Origin of the sequence: Peribacillus sp. TH14, assembly GCF_016651145.1 — a bacterium.
GTDB lineage: Bacteria > Bacillota > Bacilli > Bacillales > DSM-1321 > Peribacillus > Peribacillus butanolivorans.
This window is the reverse complement of the sequence record NZ_JAEKEK010000001.1, coordinates 1,109,097-1,127,360: the sequence shown is the minus strand read 5'-3', so window position 1 is coordinate 1,127,360 and position 18,264 is coordinate 1,109,097. Positions and strand designations below refer to the sequence as shown.

The window sequence follows — 18,264 nt, the reverse complement described above, 5'->3', positions numbered from 1 at the left end:
TCCCCTGAAACACAGAAAGGGGAGTTTTTCGTTATTTCTTGGGATAGCTATTTTCATAAGAAAGATTCAGAATAGGAACATCAAGGAAATTTTTGATTGCAAGGGCACATGCTCCCATTACACATGATTTTTTTCCAATTGCCGATAGAGTAAGTTCACGGTAATGACTAATGGAGGAGGTCAGATTATTCCTGATTTTGTTAATGGAATCAGGATATATACGAAGCAATTCACTGTCTAATACCAGTACGTCCGGATTATACATGTTAATCATATTGTTTAGGCCAATGGATAAGTAGTAAATAAATCGTTCCATAATCTTATGTACCGCTTCATCACCTTCATCAATCCACCGTTGAATATTCTCATATGTCAAATTTGGGATTTGTTTTTCTTCTGAAAGAAATTCAAAAATACTCGATTCTGAAGCGTATTTCTCCCAGCAGCCTTTATTACCACAATTACACTGCTTTCCGTCCGGAACAACAATCATATGGCCAATTTCTCCTGCAAATCCATCATGTCCCCGAAAAAACTCATTCTTCATCATCATTCCAAGGCCTATTCCAGAATGAAAGGTTGCGCTTAAAAGGTTATCTGCTTCATGATGCACAAAAATACGCTCAGCAAAAGCACTTAGATTAGCATTGTTTTCAAGATGAACATCAATTTCAAATTCCTTTTCTATGTCGTTTTTTAAATTGATATCTTTCCATTTAAATCGTGGTACAAAGTGAATGAGTTCGTCTTTTCCTACCAGACCATGGATTGCAATGACTATACCAACAATTCCATAGCGACTGTCAGCGTATTTGGCTTTGTACTTTTTGATCGTTTTATTCAGCAGTTTGAGAATCTCCGAGTAGTCTGTAGTATTTATTTCTTTGATAGAGGAGGTGACACTACAGCCGAGAAGATTGCTTAGAGTGAAGGAAATCCGTCCGTAATCAATGTCAATCCCGAGCGCATATCCTGCTTGGCCGTTTAAGGAGAGCATGATAGGCTTCCTACCGACACTGTTATGCTCTAGTTGTGTTTCTACTATTAGATCTTCGTCCAATAAATCTGCAACCTGCGCTGAGATAGTTGCTCTTGTTAAATCCGTAGCTTTGGACAAATCTGCCCTTGAAATCATGCCTTCTTTTATTATTTCTTTAATAATTAACCCACGATTAATTTTTTTGATATATGCTCGCATCACCGGTAATCATTAATATCCTCCCATTTTGGCAACAACTTTTAGATATATTTTTATTATAACAGTTTCTCGTATGTCAAATACTATTAGATTATAGTGTATTCAGATAGAGTTAATTGACGGAAAAGTGAAAAAATGATAAATTATTTATATAATTAATTAGTTTAGTAAACGAATTAATAGGATTGGCTAATTAAAAATGAAAGGGCTTACAGTGGAACAGATGCTGGTACCCATATAAACTTTTATCAGGAGGGAAATTTATGAAAGTCTTTTTGGATGATCATTTTTTGTTAAACACGGACACAGCAATCGAATTATACGAAAATGTTGGTGGAAACCTGCCGATTTTTGATTTTCATTGCCACTTATCCCCACAAGAGGTATGGGAAAACAAACCCTATGAAAATATTACACAATTGTGGCTTGGAGGCGACCATTATAAATGGAGAGCCATGCGTATGCACGGAATTGGCGAGCGATATATAACAGGTGATGCAGAGGATTGGGATAAGTTTGCTGCATGGGCGGAAACGATGCCTCACTTAATTGGAAACCCTCTATATCATTGGGCACACATGGAGCTGAAATTGTTTTTTGGTATTGAAAAAATCCTGAGCCCTGAAACTGCGCAAGAAATTTACGATGAGTGCAACGAAAAGCTTTCCAGGCACGAATTCAAACCAAGATCATTTATTGAAAAATCAAACGTTAAATTTATTGGAACGACGGATGATCCTATTTCTGAGCTCGAATTCCATCAGTTACTGAAGCAGGATGAATCCTTTCAAATAACCATTGCTCCGACTTTCCGTCCCGATGGCGCCTTATTCGTCGAACGTCCTGATTTTAAAAGCTGGCTTCAAAAATTAGAAAAAGTATCAAAAATTAAAGTGGATTCAATTGAAAGCCTAATAAAGGCCCTTAAACAACGTGTCAATTACTTTCATGAAAACGGTGGTAGGGGTTCGGATCATGATATTCAGAAAATGGTATATGTAGACACCACTATAGAAGAAGCGGATATCATCTTCATGAAACGGATGAATGACGAACAGCTATCAACTGAAGAATTGACTGCTTACCGATCATTCTTATTGAAGGAATTGGGGAAAATGTATGCAGAAAAGCAGTGGGTTATGCAGCTGCATATGGGAGCTATGCGTAATAACAACACTAAGATGAAAGAACTAATTGGTACAGATATTGGGTTCGATTCTATTGGAGAGACCAATTTAGCAGAAGGATTATCTAGTTTTCTTGATGCGCTTGATCAAGATGGATCCTTACCCAGAACTGTATTATTCAATTTAAATCCAAAAGATAATGCGATTCTTGCAGGAATGATCGGGAATTTCTTTGAAGAAGGGATCCCGGGAAAAGTTCAATTTGGTTCAGGCTGGTGGTTTAATGACTCTATTGATGGAATGGAAAAACAAATGAAGGAACTTGCGAATGTCGGACTTCTGAGCCACTTTGTTGGTATGCTGACAGATTCCCGAAGCTTCCTTTCGTATGCTCGCCATGATTATTTCCGTAGGATTCTTTGCAACATCCTAGGCGATTGGACTGAACAAGGATTAATGCCTAATGATAAAGAGCTACGTGAGCAAATGGTTAGGAATATTGGCTATTACAATGCTGAAAAATATTTTGCGAAACGATAAAAAATAATTGTTGTCTTTTTTTGCTTGATTATTTAAATGTTAATGGAGTTAAAAGGAATAAATCATTTTATTTTTTTAAGGAGTGTTGGACATGTTATATCCCATCGTAACTGAAGCTCGAAACCTTATAGACTTGAATGGAATTTGGAACTTTAAACTGGATGCAGGTGAAGGGTTTCATGAAAATTGGAAAGACGAAAAATTGGCTGGCACTATGACAATGGCGGTCCCATCCTCTTTCAATGATGTAGGAGTTACGGGTGAAATCCGCAATCATGTTGGCTGGGTCTGGTATGAACGTGAATTTACAGTGCCGGCCATTCTTGCTTCAGAACGTGTTGTATTAAGATTCGGTTCTGCAACACATGCTGCAAAAGTATATGTGAATGGAGAGCTTGCAGTTGAACATAGAGGCGGATTCCTCCCATTTGAAGCAGAAATTAATTCCTTTTTAAAAGCAGGAAAAAATCGGTTGACGGTAGCAGTAAACAATGTGGTCGATCATTCAACACTGCCAGTTGGAACCTATGTGGAAAAAGAGGTAGCTGGTATTGGAGAAGTAATTCGCAACATTCCGAACTTTGATTTTTTCAACTACGCTGGATTACAGCGTCCGGTAAAAATCTATACAACACCCCGTACTTACATTAAAGATGTAACGATAGTGACAGAATTGAATGGAAAGGTAAGCTACACCGTAGAGACAGTAGGGAAATCAGAGGTTCATGCCAGTGTAGTAGATGAGTCAGGTAAAATAGTTGCCACAGCTAATGGAGTCTCCGGTACAATCATGGTCAATGGTGCGAAGCTTTGGGAGCCATTAAATGCATATTTATATACGCTGAATATAGAACTTTCAGAAAATGGAGAAACGGTTGATCAATACGAACAGCCCTTTGGTATCAGAACCGTAGATGTACAAGATGGTAAATTCCTCATAAACAATAAGCCTTTTTATTTTAAAGGCTTTGGTAAACATGAAGATACACCAATTCATGGAAGAGGCTTTAATGAAGCAGGCAATGTAATGGATTTCAAACTTATGAAATGGATGGGTGCCAATTCATTTCGCACTTCTCATTATCCTTATTCTGAAGAAATGATGCGTCTTGCAGATCGTGAAGGCCTTGTTGTCATTGATGAATCAACTGCTGTCGGTGTTCATTTAAACTTTATGTCAGTTTTAAATGGACAGACAACAAAAAAAACCACATGGCAAGAAGTGAAAACGTTTGAGCATCATCAAGAGGTCATGAGAGAACTGATTGCCCGTGATAAAAACCATCCTTCAGTTGTGATGTGGAGCATTGCGAACGAACCTGCTTCAGAGGAAGAGGGTGCCTATGAATATTTTAAACCGTTAGTGGACCTGACGAAGGAGCTAGACCCGCAAAAAAGGCCGGTTACAATTGTTACACATTTAGGTGCGACACATAAAACCGATAAAGTTGCAGAACTGATTGATGTCCTTGCTCTAAACCGCTACTATGGCTGGTATATTGACGGTGGTGACCTTGATTCCGCAAAAGCAAAACTACGTGAGGAATTTACCGGCTGGAATGAACGTTGTCCAGGAAAGCCAATCATCATGACGGAGTATGGAGCTGATACAGTTGCAGGCCTCCATGATGTTGATCCAGTCATGTTCACCGAAGAATACCAAGTGGAATATTTAAAAGCCAATCATGAGGTATTTGATGAATTTGATAACTTTGTCGGCGAACAAGTATGGAATTTCGCAGACTTTGCTACTAGCCAAGGAGTTATGCGGGTCCAAGGAAATAAAAAAGGCATCTTTACCCGTGAGCGAAAACCGAAACATTCTGCCCATGAGTTACGAAGACGGTGGACGGAAATTCCTGATTACTTCTACAAGAAATAAATGTGTTAGTTAATAAAAAAAGAAATGATTAGAATCATTTAACGTGATGTAGAAAGGAAGAACGTACGATGTTTTAGGTGTATGGATAAAGCGGAATTGAACAGTTGCTTTATTGAAATCACTTTCCGATATCTTTACAAAAAAAGACGATGAAACAAGGAATCCTCTAAGGTCGTTATCCTGGATACAGAAGGTTAGAAAGGTGTAGATAAATGGACAAGCCAAATGCAATGGTTTTAGGGTGCAACTGCCGATCATTACAGCATAAGTGTTTGTCTACTTATATGCATGACAGTGGGGCTCATTCGCAACAATGAGTAGATAAAGAAGAGATCTTCTTTAAGAACTGGATGGGGCAAGAAGTGAACTTACTAACCTAGCAACCAATTATCCTTTAAACTTCAGTAGGAGACAAAATCAGCACACAGGATAAAGCTGGTTTTGTCTCTTGTTTTAATTACATTGTTTATCTGATAGTATTGTGCAAAAAGCAATATCAGTCAAAAATATGGAACAATTCAGCTTTTTAGGAGAATGCTTTTTGTTTCTGGCTCCGATAAAATAGAAGTATATCAATAGAATCAACATATTGATAGCGCTTACTTGATGAGGTGTGAGAGTAATGAATGAGCATAAAATATTTTCGTATCCAAAGCAGCCTATGGATGAATGGATTACCTCTTTTTACCGAGTGCGGGGCGTTGAGTCGCATCTATTTAATTTTCACTCACATCAAGAGTATGAGATCTATTTCTTTCATTCAGGAGATTGCAGGTATTTAATCAACAATCGAATCTATGATTTACAACCGGGCGATATCATTCTTTTGGATGGTATGACATTACATAAGCCCAATCCACAGCCAGGCAGTACTTACATTAGAAGTATGATCCACTTTTCACCAATATGGCTGCAAGAGTTGTTGATTATCCTAGGCATCCCAAATTTACTAGACCCATTTCAAAAGCTTAACAATTGCTTGTTTCGGACAGGGTATAATGAATCGGGGATTTTTGTGGATGAAGGAATGAAAAGGATAACCAGTTTGATGGCGCATCTAGAGGCAGAGCTACAGCAAAAAGGCAAAAAAAACGAAACCATTGAAGCAGAAATAAGGCTTGAGCTTGTTCAATTGCTGGTGGGAATCTATAAAATGAGCCAAAAAGAATTAGCCCAGCACTCTAACAAAAGGACAGAAAAGGAACATCATGCTGAAGGTATTGCTTCATGGATTAATAACCACTATACGGAAAAAGTAACTTTGGATCGACTGGCCAATGATATGAAACTGAGTAAGTATTATGCTTCTCACGTTTTTAAAGAAGTAACAGGATTTACTGTCATGGAATATGTGATGGGCTGCCGGTTTAACCAGGTGAAGTATCTGCTGGAAATGGAACCTGATCAAACGCTGGGGAATATATCTCGTGCAACAGGTTTTGAGAGTATCGCCCACTTCAGCCGGTTTTTTAAAGAAAAAGCTGGCATCACCCCATCTCAGTACCGTAAAAGCAGACTGAAAATGGACATCACGGGAAGGAAGGAGGAACAAGTTTAAATGAATCCAAATCTAATGATTTCAGGTTTTTCTGATGAAATTTCATCGGATTTTGATATCCAACTTGACACTGTCTCACAGCTTGGAATGAAGTTTATTTCTTTGCGAGGCATTGATGGGAAGAGTATTGGGGATTTCACAGTGGAAGAGATAAAAGAGACCGTACTTCCAAAACTTCAAAACGCAGGAATCGGTGTTTCTTCTATCGGTTCCCCAATCGGGAAGGTTTTCATAAATGATGAAGCAGGTTTTGTAAAACAAAAACGTATGCTGGAAGTCCTCTGCCAAATAAGCAGACTGCTTGACTGTGGATATATCAGAATATTCAGTTTTTATATTCCTAAGGACGAAGATCCGGACCAATTCGGAGAAGATGTGATCAGGAAGTTAACGGAATTTGCTGCGATAGCGGAAAAATACGATGTTATTTTATTGCACGAAAACGAAAAGGATATCTATGGTGACGTTGGCAGAAGATGTACAGAAATTTTGAGGAAAGTTGCTTCACCGTATTTTAAAGCGATTTTTGATTTTGCCAACTTTGTACAGTGTGGTGAAAACACCCAGGATTGTTACAACTTGTTGAAAGATGAAGTGATCTATATTCATATCAAGGATGCTATAACAACTAGTAATCAAAATGTTTTGTGCGGAACAGGAGAAGGCAGAATACCTGAAATTCTTTCTCAAATGATAGAAAGCGGTTACAAAGGATTCTTAACGCTTGAGCCGCATCTGGTTCAGTTTGATTCATTAAAGGATCTAGAGCTGGAAGATGCTGCAATGGTTATCGAGAATAATAAAGGACTTGATGGAAAAAGCGGATACAAACTTCAATACGAGGCACTCCTAAAGATTCTTGAAAAAATTGATAATGAGGAGAGATGATCATGAAAGCAGTGAGATTGGGAATTATTGGTCTGGGAGCACAAGGCGGATTATATGCAGGATTTCTGGCGGAGGGAAAAGTGAAAAATATGGTGATAGGAGCCATTTGCGACATCGATTCTGCTAAAAAAGAATTGGCCGCAGACAAATATCCGGACATCCCTTTTTACGATAATTATATTGACATGCTTGAAAGCGGAAATGTAGATGCTGTTGTTACCTGTGTACCACATTATCTGCATCCCGAAATAGGAATGGAAACATTAAAGAGAGAGATTCATGCTTTAGTTGAAAAGCCTGCGGGCGTTTATACAAAGCAGGTAAAGGAGCTGAATGAATATGCAGCCAAGAAACCAGAGTTGACATTCGGTATTATGTTCAACCAACGGACAAATCCACTCTATCAAAAAGTGAAGGAACTCATCGACAATGGTGAAATTGGTCAAATTCGTCGAACAAACTGGATGATCACAACCTGGTGGAGACCGCAGGGATACTACGATTCAAGCGCATGGAGAGCAACGTGGGGGGAAGAGGGCGGCGGTGTCCTTGTGAATCAGGCCCCGCACCAGCTCGACTTGCTTCAATGGATATGTGGTATGCCTAAAAAGGTATATTCTAATGTGAAATACGGTTATCAGCGAAATATTGCAGTGGAAGATGAAGTAACCGCTGTACTTGACTATGGGAATGGAGCCACTGGGGTTTTTATTACATGCACACATGATATTATCGGTACAGATCGGTTTGAAATTTTAGGTGACAAAGGCAAAATCGTTGTCGATGACAGCAAAAAAGTGACTATCAAAAGACTCTCGAAACCTGAATCGGAATTGAGCGACAGCATGAGCATGCAGGATGTTATGAAAATTTTCATGGGCGGCAATCAATCTGATATATACAGTGAAGAAGTACTGGAATTCGAAAGTGTCTGGGGTGCACAGCACACAGCCGTATTGGAAAACTTTGCTGCAGCTATTGTGGAAGGGACTCCTCTACTAGCACCTGGCAGCGACGGGATACATGGAGTTACCTTAGCGAATGCGATCCATCTATCAAGCTGGTTGGATAAAGAAGTCGAAATCCCATTTGATGAAGAACTTTACTTAGAAGAATTGAATAAAAGGATCGATGAAGAAAAAAATACTCTTGTTACATCTTAATGTGAATTAATAATAGAAACAGACAAATTCTCAGTCTTACTGGCCAAGAGTTTGTTAGAGAAGGAGATTAGCTTATGTTGAAAACAGCAGTTATCGGGCTTGGAGATATTTCTTACATACACATTCTTGCAATACAAGCTAACCCGAATGTTGAGTTGAGTGCTGTCTGTGATATCGATGAAACATTAAAAGATTCTGTACCTGGTGTTAAATTTTACAATGATTATCAAATCATGATTGAAAAAGAGGCAGTCGATTGTGTCCATATTTGTCTGCCTCACGACCTGCACTATCCTGTAACGAAATATTGTATGGAACAAAGGATACATGTATTTCAGGAAAAACCTTTGGGCTTGAACACGGAAGAGGGACTAGCACTAGTAAAACTAGAGGAAGAAAACAAGAATATAAGGTTGTGTGTGTGTTTACAGAATCGTTTCAATGAATCTTTTGAAAAGCTTCAACGGATTATAGAAAGCAGAGAATATGGCAAGGTACTTGGTGTAAAGGGGTTAGTATCGTGGAATAGACCGTCATCCTATTATGAAGTGAAGCCATGGCGCGGCAAAATGGCATGTGCCGGCGGTGGAGTGATGATCAATCAAGCTCTTCACACATTGGATTTAATGCAGCTGATCGGTGGAGAAATGGCTTCGATAAAAGGGGAAGTTGCTCAGCTGCTGGATTATGAAATTGAAGTGGAGGATACAGCCACTGCACATATTACGTTTGAAAACGGAGCACAGGGGCTGTTTTTTGCTACAATTGCCAATGCAGAAAACGACAGCGTGGAGTTACAAGTACTTTTGGAGAAGGGGAAATTTACGATTAAAGACAGTATTCTATTTAGCGTAAATGAAGAGGGAAAGGTAAAAAGATTAGCAGAAGATGCGAAGATGCCCGGCTCAAAATTCTATTATGGTGCCAGCCATGCCAAATTAATTGATATATTCTATGAAAGTATTCTATCTGACACTCAAGATTATATTCATGCTAGAGAAGCCGTTCAATCGATAAAAATGATTGAAGCTATTCGAAAATCATCAGAAACGAAACAAGCAATATTCATGGAGGGATAAAATAATGGGAAAAGCTAAAATTGGTGTTCAAATGATGATGCTTAAAGGGAAAGTAGAAGAATTAGGTGTCTATGAAACAATGAGAAAAATTGAGGAGCTTGGTTTTCATGCTGTTGAGGTTTCACAAATTCCGATGACTGCAGAAAATGTTGCAGAGTTAAAGAGAGCCAGCCAAGATTTCAATATAAAAATCGCCGCTCTATCTGCAGCTTTAGAACCCATGCTGCCAGGAATGGGAGGGGAGACATTAACGAATGATTTTGAAAAGATTATAAACGATTGCAAAACATTGGATTGCAATTTTTTACGAATCGGCATGCTGCCCTTTACGACAATCGGGGATAAAGATAAAATCATGAGTTTTGTAAAAAAAGCAGACGAAGCGGCAGAGAAATTAGCAGAGCACGGCATTGAATTGTACTACCATAATCACCATATTGAATTCCAAAAATATGATGGTGAATATTTATTAGATATTATCAAGAATAACACTGCCAAGATTGGATTTGAATTGGATGTACACTGGATTCAGAGAGGCGGATTAGATCCTGTTGAGGTAATCAATAAATTTGAAGGCCGCATCTCATTGATCCATTTAAAAGATTATCGTATTGGACAAATTGATATGAGCGGTTTTGAAAATGAATTTGACCAAGGTAAGTTTTTTCAAGCATTTAACAATGTGATTCAATTCGCAGAGCTTGGTGAAGGAAGCCTTGATCTCAAAGCTATTATTGAAGCCGGTATAAAAAGTGGCTCACAGTACTTCCTCATTGAGCAAGATGAACTATATGGCCGTGATCCATTTGATTGCCTCAAAACTTCTGTGGATCACTTACGAAAACTAGGGTATTCTGATTGGTTCTAATAATAAAATAATAAATTGAAAAAAGCAGAATTAAGGAACCTAAACAGCAACTGGGGTTTTGTTGAGAGGTTATTTTAATTGGCATCAAGCAAAGAAGATATCGGAAGACAAAAAAACAATTCACGATTTATTTTTGTGAATTGTTTCGGACTGGTTCAGAAAGATCAAACGGTATAAATTCACCATACTCTTCCAACTTGTTAATTAAGGAAAGAATGAGATTTTTCATTTTATCGCCTCCTGTTGTGTTGTTGCCTTTATTATCAACTAATGGATAATTTTGAGTCAACATCGATGAAAGCGATAACAATAGTTAAGAAAACGTACATCATTCACTATTTATGCTATCATGCTCTATTATTCTTTCTCTTTCATAAGCTTTGTTTTGGGAGCTGTTCTTCAATATGTAAACATAAATTGATAGGAAGTAATGCTCCAAATGGATTTACGGAAGAACGATAATGATATTATTCACTTTATTAATTTGTCTGGTAAACAAATTAATAAAGGCTTTTTTTAAAGTGATTTTAAAGGGTTTACACAAACGTTATTGACCAACAAATAAAAAGACGTAATGGAGCGGGCTTGACCGCCTTGTGGAACGGACTCGAATGACTGTTGAATCTTAACAAGAAAAAGCCGTTCATAGTTCCGAGTATTGGAAGCTACGGGAGAAGGACAACTTGGAGTTACAGAGGACAGCATTGGCTGAATAGGAGGAATAGTAGAATGACAAATTTATTTGATTTAACTGGAAAAACAGCCGTTGCAATTGGCGGAAACAGCGTATTAGGTTCTTCCATCTCCAAAGGATTTGCCGCACAAGGCGCTAATGTAGCGATTGTCGGAAGAAACCTTGAGAAAGCGGAAGAAGTCGTTAAGGAAATTGAAAGCAGCGGTGGAAGTGCAAAGGCTTTTCAGGCTGATGTATGCTCACGTGATTCTTTATTGAAAGCGGCAGATGAAATTGAACAATGGTCCGGCGGTTGGGACATTCTTCTGAATGCACCGGGAAAAAATAGTTCAACAATGTTCTTTGAACTCGGAATGGATGAATGGGATGACATTATGGATGTCAATTTAAAAGGCATCGTGTTAACCTGCCAGATCTTAGCGAAGAAGATGATTGAACAGGAAAGAACAGGCAGTATAATTAATATTTCTTCTGTTTCATCGACCACGCCATTATCCAAGGTGTTTACATATTCTGTTTCAAAAGCAGGGCTTAACAGCGTGACACAGTTTTTGGCACGTGAATTCGCTCCGAACGGCATTCGTGTCAATGCTATAATTCCAGGTTTTTTCCCAGCTGAACAAAATAGCAAAATCTTAAGCGCTGAACGAATCGAGTCCATTATGAATCATACGCCAATGAATCGATTTGGTACACCGGAGGAATTGCAAGGCGCTGCTGTGTGGCTTGCCTCTGAAAGAGCATCAAGCTTTGTCACAGGAACACTAATTCGAGTGGACGGTGGATTTGGCAGCATGACAATCTAAGATATCAGTAACCCTACAGACTTGAAAATCACGCAACGATGAATTGCATCGGCTGCGGTGGTATTTTTAGGGGAAGTACTTCTTTAACAATCATAACCGGCTCTTCCACTGTTCCTCGTGTACCGCCCACAGAGTATTTCCACCAAAGTAAAGCTTAATCATGGTTCCAAGAGCCAGCTCGATGGCACAAAATATTTTGAGCTTAAGTCATATGGTTTGCATAATTTTCCAGGATGTTCGATGGAGGACTACACGCCTTGCAATTAGTAGTAGTCATTACCTCCGCACTACTCATATTAATAATGGCGATGGCATCGATATCGCTCATTAAATGGATAAAAGAGGATCAGCTGATAACAGTAGCATAGAAATAACTATCAATGAAGAATCTATAAAACTAACATCTTAATGAATCATTCAAACTGTGAGGATGAAGAACAGACACATTATTCATTATCATTTTTTTCTAAGTATAAATCTTGTATCCACCTTTTAATGTAACATCAAAGGTCATTATTTTTAGGCTTAGCATATGAAGCATTAAAATATTCTATCTACCTAGTTCGTAAAAGTTATACTTTTACGAACTTTATTTATATATTTACGAATGTTATTGAAAGATGAGTTAAAAAAATGAATGGTAGTAAAATTAATATACTTGTTAGCGGCAGGGGATTAAAATGATAGCCAGCAAACTTAAAACTATAGAAGAAACTCGTCAAAAATAACTCTTTTTGGCTGTAATTCCCTCACCTCATTTTCAAAACTACGTTCCATTATGACCTGATTTATCCCCAGTTCCTTAGCATTTATAATCATTTCCTCCAAGTGTCTCTTTAAATTATGTTATGTGAGTTTCAGGATTATCTGTATAAAATATCCTGGATGAAGAAACATAGAAAAATGGAGTTAGAGCGACCTGCAAAAAAATGGGGGTAACCAGCTTGATTCGTAATGTGAGTAAATTGTTAAGAAAGACGAAAGAAAAAAAACCTCATATACAAAATAATTACCAGGATTCTAAACCGGAGGACCCACTTAATGGAGAGTTTAGTCAAAATGTAGAAACGCTTCGTTTGATTTATGATAATTGTTCAGATGTCATGTTCCGCTCGTTCTTACTTTTCGGTAAAACGAGAGCAATGCTTATTTACATTGAGGGTCTTTCAGACATCGAGGGGATAGAAGAATATGTGCTTTCTCCACTCATGCAGGAATCAGCAAATGTGCCACAACCATTAAATGACTTTCTAGTACATAAAATGCCCATTTCAAAAGTGAAAAGAGTGAAAATGATAGCGGATTGCATTGAATCTATCTCCATTGGAAATCCGATCCTTCTATATGAAGGGGAGCGTGATGGATTTTCTTTAGGATTGTCTAAATGGGAAAAGCGAGCAATTGAAGAACCTGTTGCTGAGGGAGGAATAAGGGGATCGCGAGAGGGATTTAATGAATCTCTAGAGGTAAATACATCTCAATTGAGACGTATTATTAAAAGTCCTGCTCTTAAAATGCAATCGATGAAAATTGGGAAATATACTCAGACGACTGTTGCGATTGCATATATTGATGGACTTGTGGATAAAGCACTGATTGAAGAGATTACGATTCGGCTGGAACGAATTGAGATGGACGGTATTTTAGAAAGTGGATATATCGAGGAAATGATTGAGGACAATCCGTATTCACCTTTCCCTCAGATCTTGTCAACAGAACGGCCGGATGTAGCCTGTTCGTGCTTGCTGGAGGGACGGGCAGTCATTCTTGTAGAAGGAACCCCTTTTACTTTAATTGCTCCAGTATCTTTCTTTTCTTTGATTCAATCACAAGAGGATTATTATCAACGTTTTATGATAGGAACTCTCATCCGTTGGTTACGTTATATTTTTATGGTGTTATCTCTATTGCTTCCTTCCTTTTATATTGCTATTTTGACGTTCCATCATGAAGCGGTCCCAACTGCACTGCTGCTAAGCATGGCTGCATCCCGGGAGGCGGTCCCTTTCCCTGCTATTATTGAGGCATTGATCATGGAAATTACGTTTGAAGCACTAAGAGAGGCAGGGGTTCGATTGCCAAAGCAGATAGGCTCTGCTGTCAGCATTGTTGGAGCGCTAGTGATTGGTCAAGCTTCCGTACAAGCAGGGTTGGTTTCAGCACCAATGGTGATTGTAGTTGCGATTACGGGGATTTCTTCTTTTATGATGCCTCGTTATATTGCTGGAATTGCGATAAGGATGCTGCGTTTTCCAATAATGCTGCTTGCCGGTACCTTAGGACTGCTTGGCATAATAATGGGAGTTATTGCTATAGTCATTCATTTGTGCAACTTGCGCTCCTTCGGTGTTCCCTATTTAGCACCACTTGCACCTTTAAAAGGTAAAGAACTGAAAGATGTACTATGGAGATCTCCTATGTGGATGATGGATACACGCCCGAGCTTTACAGGGAAATCTAACGTATACCGTCAGTCTCCAGAACAGGGGCCAAAACCCAAAAGGGGAAGTGAAACGGAGTGAATACTGGTTGGAGGCGATCAAAGATATTGGAGAAGGTAAAGAGGCGTTACTTCAGGAAAAGCGTCCTGCTTTTTCTGGGCATTTGTGGAACAATCCCTTTAGTAAGCGGGTGTTGGGATCGAGTGGAAATCAATGATTTGGCGATTGTCACAGCAGCAGCCATCGAAAAAAAGGAAGATAATCAAATCGAGCTATCCATCCAAATATTTATCCCTAAGTCATTAAGCAGCGGAGGCGGTCAAGGAGGGCCAGGTGGAGGAGGTGGAGTACCTACAACATTGGTGAGATCCGAAAAAGGATCCAATATTTCAGATGCATTGTCTAAGCTTCAAAGCAAGGTTCCACGCAAAATTTTTTGGGGACAATGTAAAGTATTTGTATTCGGCGAAAAGGTAGCAAAGGAAGGAATACAAGAGCATCTGGATTTCTTGCTGCGCCATCCGCAGCCAAGGGAGAGAGCATATGTGTATGTCAGCAAAGGAAAAGCTAAGCCTATCCTTGAATCATTGCCGCCTCTAGAAACCTATTCAGGGGAGGTGATGAGGGAACTAACTGATTTACATATAGGGATGCGGGTCACATTACAGAATTTAGATGAAATGTTAACGGGTAAATCTCACGCTGCTGCACTTCCGTTAATTGGTATTTTACCGCCTGGGAAAGGTGAAAAGAAATTACAGGGGATTCCTTACATTGTCGGAGCAGCCGTGTTTAATAAAGATAAAATGATTGGCACGATGACGGAAAAAGAAACAAGAGGGATATTGTGGTTAAGAGATGAAATAGAATCCTACACAGTGACCCTAAAACCCAAAGGTGAAAAAGGGGAGATATCTTTAAATCCTGTGTCGGCACAAGTCAAGCTGGTTCCACAAATTCAAAATAAGAAATGGAAATTGCTAGTGAAGGTTAATACAGAAGGATCTGTTATTCAGAATGGAACGAATATGATTCTTTCAAGTCCAAAAGCACTAAAGGATGCAGAAAGATCTTATCAAAAAGAGATAGAAAAGCGTATCGAGATGGCTTTTCTGCGTACTCAGAATAAGAAAGCTGACATTATAGGGTTAGGTAGAGACTTCTATCGGAAATATCCTAAGCAGTTTAATAAAATCGAAAACCACTGGAATGAGATATTTGAGGAGATTGAAGTGGAAACTGATGTTGTGGCCCATATTCGCAGACAGGGCTATATAGACAAACCGGCGGGGCTGCCTGAGAAAGAGGTGAAGGACAAGTGAGATGGGGGACATTTTTGTGTACAACAGTAATTGTAGCTCTAATCATTTTGTATGAGTGGCCGAAAATGAAACAAAATCCTAAAAAAGACAAAATGGCTTTTTTCTCATTGCTCCTCATGGGTTTGGTTCTGTCCATGTTCAATATTCAACAAATGTCAGGACCCACTGCATGGATTGTAACTTTTTTTAAGCCGTTTGGAGAGTTTATGGAAAAGTAAAGGCCCATGATTGAGGCGGATATCATTTACCTCATACAGAGGAAAGGAGGAGGATGATGGAGAAAGGTAAAATTTCATCCCTGCAGATGGCGATCATGTTGTATCCTACGATTGTGGCTACAGCTATACTCGGGGCTCCAAGCATCACAGCAAAATATGCTCTAAATGATTTATGGCTGTCCCCCATTTTAGCTGCCCTCATCGGGTACGCGACGGTGTATATCGCTTATAAACTGCACAAACTTTATCCGAAACAAACGGTTATCCAATTCAGTGAACAAATTATTGGGCGGATTCCGGGGAAAATTCTCGGTTTTTTATACTTGTTTTTTTATATCCCTATCACGGGGGAAATCCTAAGAGGTTACGGAGACTTTATTGTCGACTCTTTTATGGTCAATACCCCGATTATCGTGATCATGGCATCGATGGTAATCCTTTGTGCACTTATCGTACGCGGAGGTATAGAGGTGTTGGGGAGAGCTGCCGAATTGTTTTTACCTATTTTTATCTTTCCGATCTGTATCTTAATCATCCTACTGAGTGCAGATCTTGATTTTAAGAATATATTCCCGATATTGGGGGAAGGGATTATGCCTCCACTAAAGGGTGCTATTATACCGGGTGGATGGTTCAGCGAGTTTTTTCTGATTATTTTTCTCCTCCCTTTTTTAGCGGATATGAAAAAAGGAATGAAATACGGGATGATGACTGTTTTTGCCGTGATGATGACGTTAGTTGTGGTAAACCTAATCGTTCTTTTTGTACTCGGACCATCGACATCCTCTAAGGTTTATCCTCTGATGAACGTAGCTCGGTATATAAGTTTCGGCGCCTTTTTTGAACATTTGGAATCCGCCGTTATGGCCATTTGGGTAGTAGGAGCGTTTGTCAAAATTTCTGTGTTTTATTATGCGGCTGCTTTAAGTACCGCCCAGTGGCTGAATCTTTCCGACTATCGGCCTGTTGTATGGCCGATAGGGATATTAATTGTAGAATTCAGCTTTTGGTCGTTTCCTAGCTCTATGGAAGTTAGTCGTTATGATATCATCGCCTTCCCTTTTCATGGAATTTTGATGCAAACGATTATTCCTCTGCTTTTGTTGGTGATTGCTTTTGTAAGGAAGCGAAATAAGGGAACAAAAACCGGCTGAATTAGATTTTTTCTTGATATTGGTGGGGCGCGTTATATGGGAGGGAGTACTGAGTACTTATAAAACCGTTAAGAGAGTTTATGCAAAGTGAATCGATCTTTGGGCTGCGTGATTTCGATTTTCCATACAATCACAGAAAGGAGAAAGATGATGGAGAAAGGCAAAATTTCATCACTACAAATGGCAGTCATGTTGTATCCTACTATCGTGGCTACCGCTATTCTTGGGATTCCAAGCGTCACAGCGAAATTTGCCAAAACGGATTTTTGGCTGTCCCCTATTTTTGCGTCCCTCATGGGGTATGTGACGGTGTATATCGCTTATAAACTGCACAAACTTTATCCGGAACAATCAGTTATCCAATTCAGTGAACATATCATTGGCCGATTAGCGGGGAAAATCATCGGTTTTATATTCTTGTTTTTTTATATCCAGATCACGGGAATCATTATCAAAGAGTATGCAGAATTTGTAGTGGACTCCTTTCTAATTAATACACCAATAATCGTGATCATGGGAACAATGACAGTCCTCTGTGCCTTCGTCGTACAAGGTGGTTTAGAAGGAATAGGGAGGGCTGCCCAATTATTTGTCCCTCTTTTTATATTTCCACTGCTTATCGCAATTATTTTGGTGTTCCCCGATTTTGAATTTAAGAATATATTCCCTATATTAGGGTATGGGATTATGCCTCCACTAAAGGGTTCAATTGTTCCGGGTGGATGGTTCACGGAGTTTTTTCTTATGACTTTTTTCCTGCCTTTTTTAGCGGATAAGAAAAAAGGAATGAAGTACGGAATGTTGACGGTCTTTGCTGTGATGATCACGTTAGTTGTGGTAAATCTTGTCGTTCTTTTTGTACTCGGAACAACGACACACACTAAGGTTTATCCTCTGATGAACGTAGCTCGTTACATCAGTTTTGGCGAATTTTTTGAACATATGGAGTCCATCGTCATGGCCATTTGGGTAGTAGGGGCTTTTGTGAAAATTTCTGTGTTTTATTATGCCACTGTTTTAGGTACCGCACAGTGGTTAAATCTTTCGGATTATCGGCCCATTATATGGCCGTTAGGAATCTTAATGATAGTTTTCGGCTTTTGGTCAATGCCTAACTCAATGGACTTGGAGCGTTTTAACCTCGAAACTTTTCCTATTTATGCAGTATTAATACAAACCATTATTCCGCTGTCTTTATTGGTGATAGCTGTTATACGTAAAAGAAAAAGCAAACGAAATAGTAAGGGAATCAATTCAGGCTAATATTTCAGATTGTTGCCGTTTTATTTTTTAATTTTTTTTGGCATTGAAAGGGAATGGTGATTC

The 18,264-nt window shown here is 39.0% G+C and carries 15 protein-coding genes; 14 read left to right on the top strand and 1 reads right to left on the bottom strand.

Annotation, left to right across the window (positions count from 1 at the left end):
• Positions 1-31: 31 nt before the first annotated feature.
• A complete protein-coding gene (locus tag JFU50_RS05565; RefSeq protein ID WP_342366269.1) occupies positions 32-1,198 on the bottom strand; it encodes an ROK family transcriptional regulator in 1,167 nt (388 codons plus the stop codon).
• Positions 1,199-1,461: 263 nt separating this feature from the next.
• Between JFU50_RS05565 and uxaC the strand changes: the two genes are divergently transcribed.
• From uxaC to JFU50_RS05495, 14 genes are all read left to right on the top strand, one after another.
• Complete coding sequence (gene uxaC, locus JFU50_RS05560; RefSeq protein ID WP_201222020.1) at positions 1,462-2,865, top strand: glucuronate isomerase; 1,404 nt, start codon at positions 1,462-1,464, stop codon at positions 2,863-2,865.
• 91 nt (positions 2,866-2,956) lie between these two features.
• Entirely contained in the window at positions 2,957-4,747 is a 1,791-nt protein-coding gene (gene uidA / locus JFU50_RS05555) for a beta-glucuronidase (protein WP_201222018.1), read from the top strand.
• 622 nt (positions 4,748-5,369) lie between these two features.
• Entirely contained in the window at positions 5,370-6,305 is a 936-nt protein-coding gene (locus JFU50_RS05550) for an AraC family transcriptional regulator (protein WP_201182542.1), read from the top strand.
• Positions 6,306-7,193 (top strand): sugar phosphate isomerase/epimerase family protein, encoded by an 888-nt coding sequence (locus JFU50_RS05545; RefSeq protein ID WP_201222016.1) that lies wholly within the window; start codon positions 6,306-6,308, stop codon positions 7,191-7,193.
• A gap of 2 nt (positions 7,194-7,195) precedes the next feature.
• Positions 7,196-8,356, top strand: a complete 1,161-nt coding sequence (locus tag JFU50_RS05540) for a Gfo/Idh/MocA family protein (RefSeq protein WP_201222014.1) — start codon at positions 7,196-7,198, stop codon at positions 8,354-8,356.
• Between the two features lie 74 nt (positions 8,357-8,430).
• On the top strand, positions 8,431-9,435 hold the full coding sequence (locus JFU50_RS05535; RefSeq protein ID WP_201182536.1) for a Gfo/Idh/MocA family protein: 1,005 nt from the start codon (positions 8,431-8,433) through the stop codon (positions 9,433-9,435).
• A 4-nt stretch (positions 9,436-9,439) separates the two neighbouring features.
• A complete protein-coding gene (locus JFU50_RS05530) occupies positions 9,440-10,303 on the top strand; it encodes a sugar phosphate isomerase/epimerase family protein (protein WP_201222012.1) in 864 nt (287 codons plus the stop codon).
• A gap of 729 nt (positions 10,304-11,032) precedes the next feature.
• Complete coding sequence (locus tag JFU50_RS05525; protein WP_201222011.1) at positions 11,033-11,803, top strand: SDR family oxidoreductase; 771 nt, start codon at positions 11,033-11,035, stop codon at positions 11,801-11,803.
• Between the two features lie 929 nt (positions 11,804-12,732).
• Positions 12,733-14,325, top strand: coding sequence for a spore germination protein (locus JFU50_RS05520; RefSeq protein WP_201222009.1), 1,593 nt, complete (start codon positions 12,733-12,735; stop codon positions 14,323-14,325).
• The gene (locus JFU50_RS05515) at positions 14,312-14,461 is read left to right on the top strand and encodes a hypothetical protein (protein ID WP_201225216.1); all 150 of its coding nucleotides are present in this window, start codon (positions 14,312-14,314) and stop codon (positions 14,459-14,461) included. Before JFU50_RS05520 ends, JFU50_RS05515 begins: the two co-directional genes overlap by 14 nt.
• Entirely contained in the window at positions 14,448-15,566 is a 1,119-nt protein-coding gene (locus tag JFU50_RS05510) for a Ger(x)C family spore germination protein (protein ID WP_309558605.1), read from the top strand. Before JFU50_RS05515 ends, JFU50_RS05510 begins: the two co-directional genes overlap by 14 nt.
• A 14-nt stretch (positions 15,567-15,580) precedes the next feature.
• Complete coding sequence (locus JFU50_RS05505) at positions 15,581-15,784, top strand: hypothetical protein (RefSeq protein WP_207196258.1); 204 nt, start codon at positions 15,581-15,583, stop codon at positions 15,782-15,784.
• A 56-nt stretch (positions 15,785-15,840) separates the two neighbouring features.
• Positions 15,841-16,938 carry a GerAB/ArcD/ProY family transporter gene (locus tag JFU50_RS05500; protein WP_201222005.1) on the top strand — a complete coding sequence of 366 codons (1,098 nt, stop codon included), beginning with the start codon at positions 15,841-15,843 and terminating at the stop codon, positions 16,936-16,938.
• Positions 16,939-17,088: 150 nt separating this feature from the next.
• Positions 17,089-18,201 (top strand): GerAB/ArcD/ProY family transporter, encoded by a 1,113-nt coding sequence (locus tag JFU50_RS05495; RefSeq protein ID WP_309558606.1) that lies wholly within the window; start codon positions 17,089-17,091, stop codon positions 18,199-18,201.
• Positions 18,202-18,264: the final 63 nt, after the last annotated feature.

Coding starts and splice junctions, on each gene's coding strand:
- JFU50_RS05550 (WP_201182542.1), top strand. CDS start 5,370: ATGAATGAGCATAAAATATTTTCGTATCCAAAGCAGCCTATGGATGAA.
- JFU50_RS05540 (WP_201222014.1), top strand. CDS start 7,196: ATGAAAGCAGTGAGATTGGGAATTATTGGTCTGGGAGCACAAGGCGGA.
- JFU50_RS05500 (WP_201222005.1), top strand. CDS start 15,841: ATGGAGAAAGGTAAAATTTCATCCCTGCAGATGGCGATCATGTTGTAT.
- JFU50_RS05525 (WP_201222011.1), top strand. CDS start 11,033: ATGACAAATTTATTTGATTTAACTGGAAAAACAGCCGTTGCAATTGGC.
- JFU50_RS05495 (WP_309558606.1), top strand. CDS start 17,089: ATGGAGAAAGGCAAAATTTCATCACTACAAATGGCAGTCATGTTGTAT.
- JFU50_RS05565 (WP_342366269.1), bottom strand. CDS start 1,198: ATGCGAGCATATATCAAAAAAATTAATCGTGGGTTAATTATTAAAGAA.
- uidA (WP_201222018.1), top strand. CDS start 2,957: ATGTTATATCCCATCGTAACTGAAGCTCGAAACCTTATAGACTTGAAT.
- uxaC (WP_201222020.1), top strand. CDS start 1,462: ATGAAAGTCTTTTTGGATGATCATTTTTTGTTAAACACGGACACAGCA.
- JFU50_RS05545 (WP_201222016.1), top strand. CDS start 6,306: ATGAATCCAAATCTAATGATTTCAGGTTTTTCTGATGAAATTTCATCG.
- JFU50_RS05530 (WP_201222012.1), top strand. CDS start 9,440: ATGGGAAAAGCTAAAATTGGTGTTCAAATGATGATGCTTAAAGGGAAA.
- JFU50_RS05520 (WP_201222009.1), top strand. CDS start 12,733: ATGGGGGTAACCAGCTTGATTCGTAATGTGAGTAAATTGTTAAGAAAG.
- JFU50_RS05535 (WP_201182536.1), top strand. CDS start 8,431: ATGTTGAAAACAGCAGTTATCGGGCTTGGAGATATTTCTTACATACAC.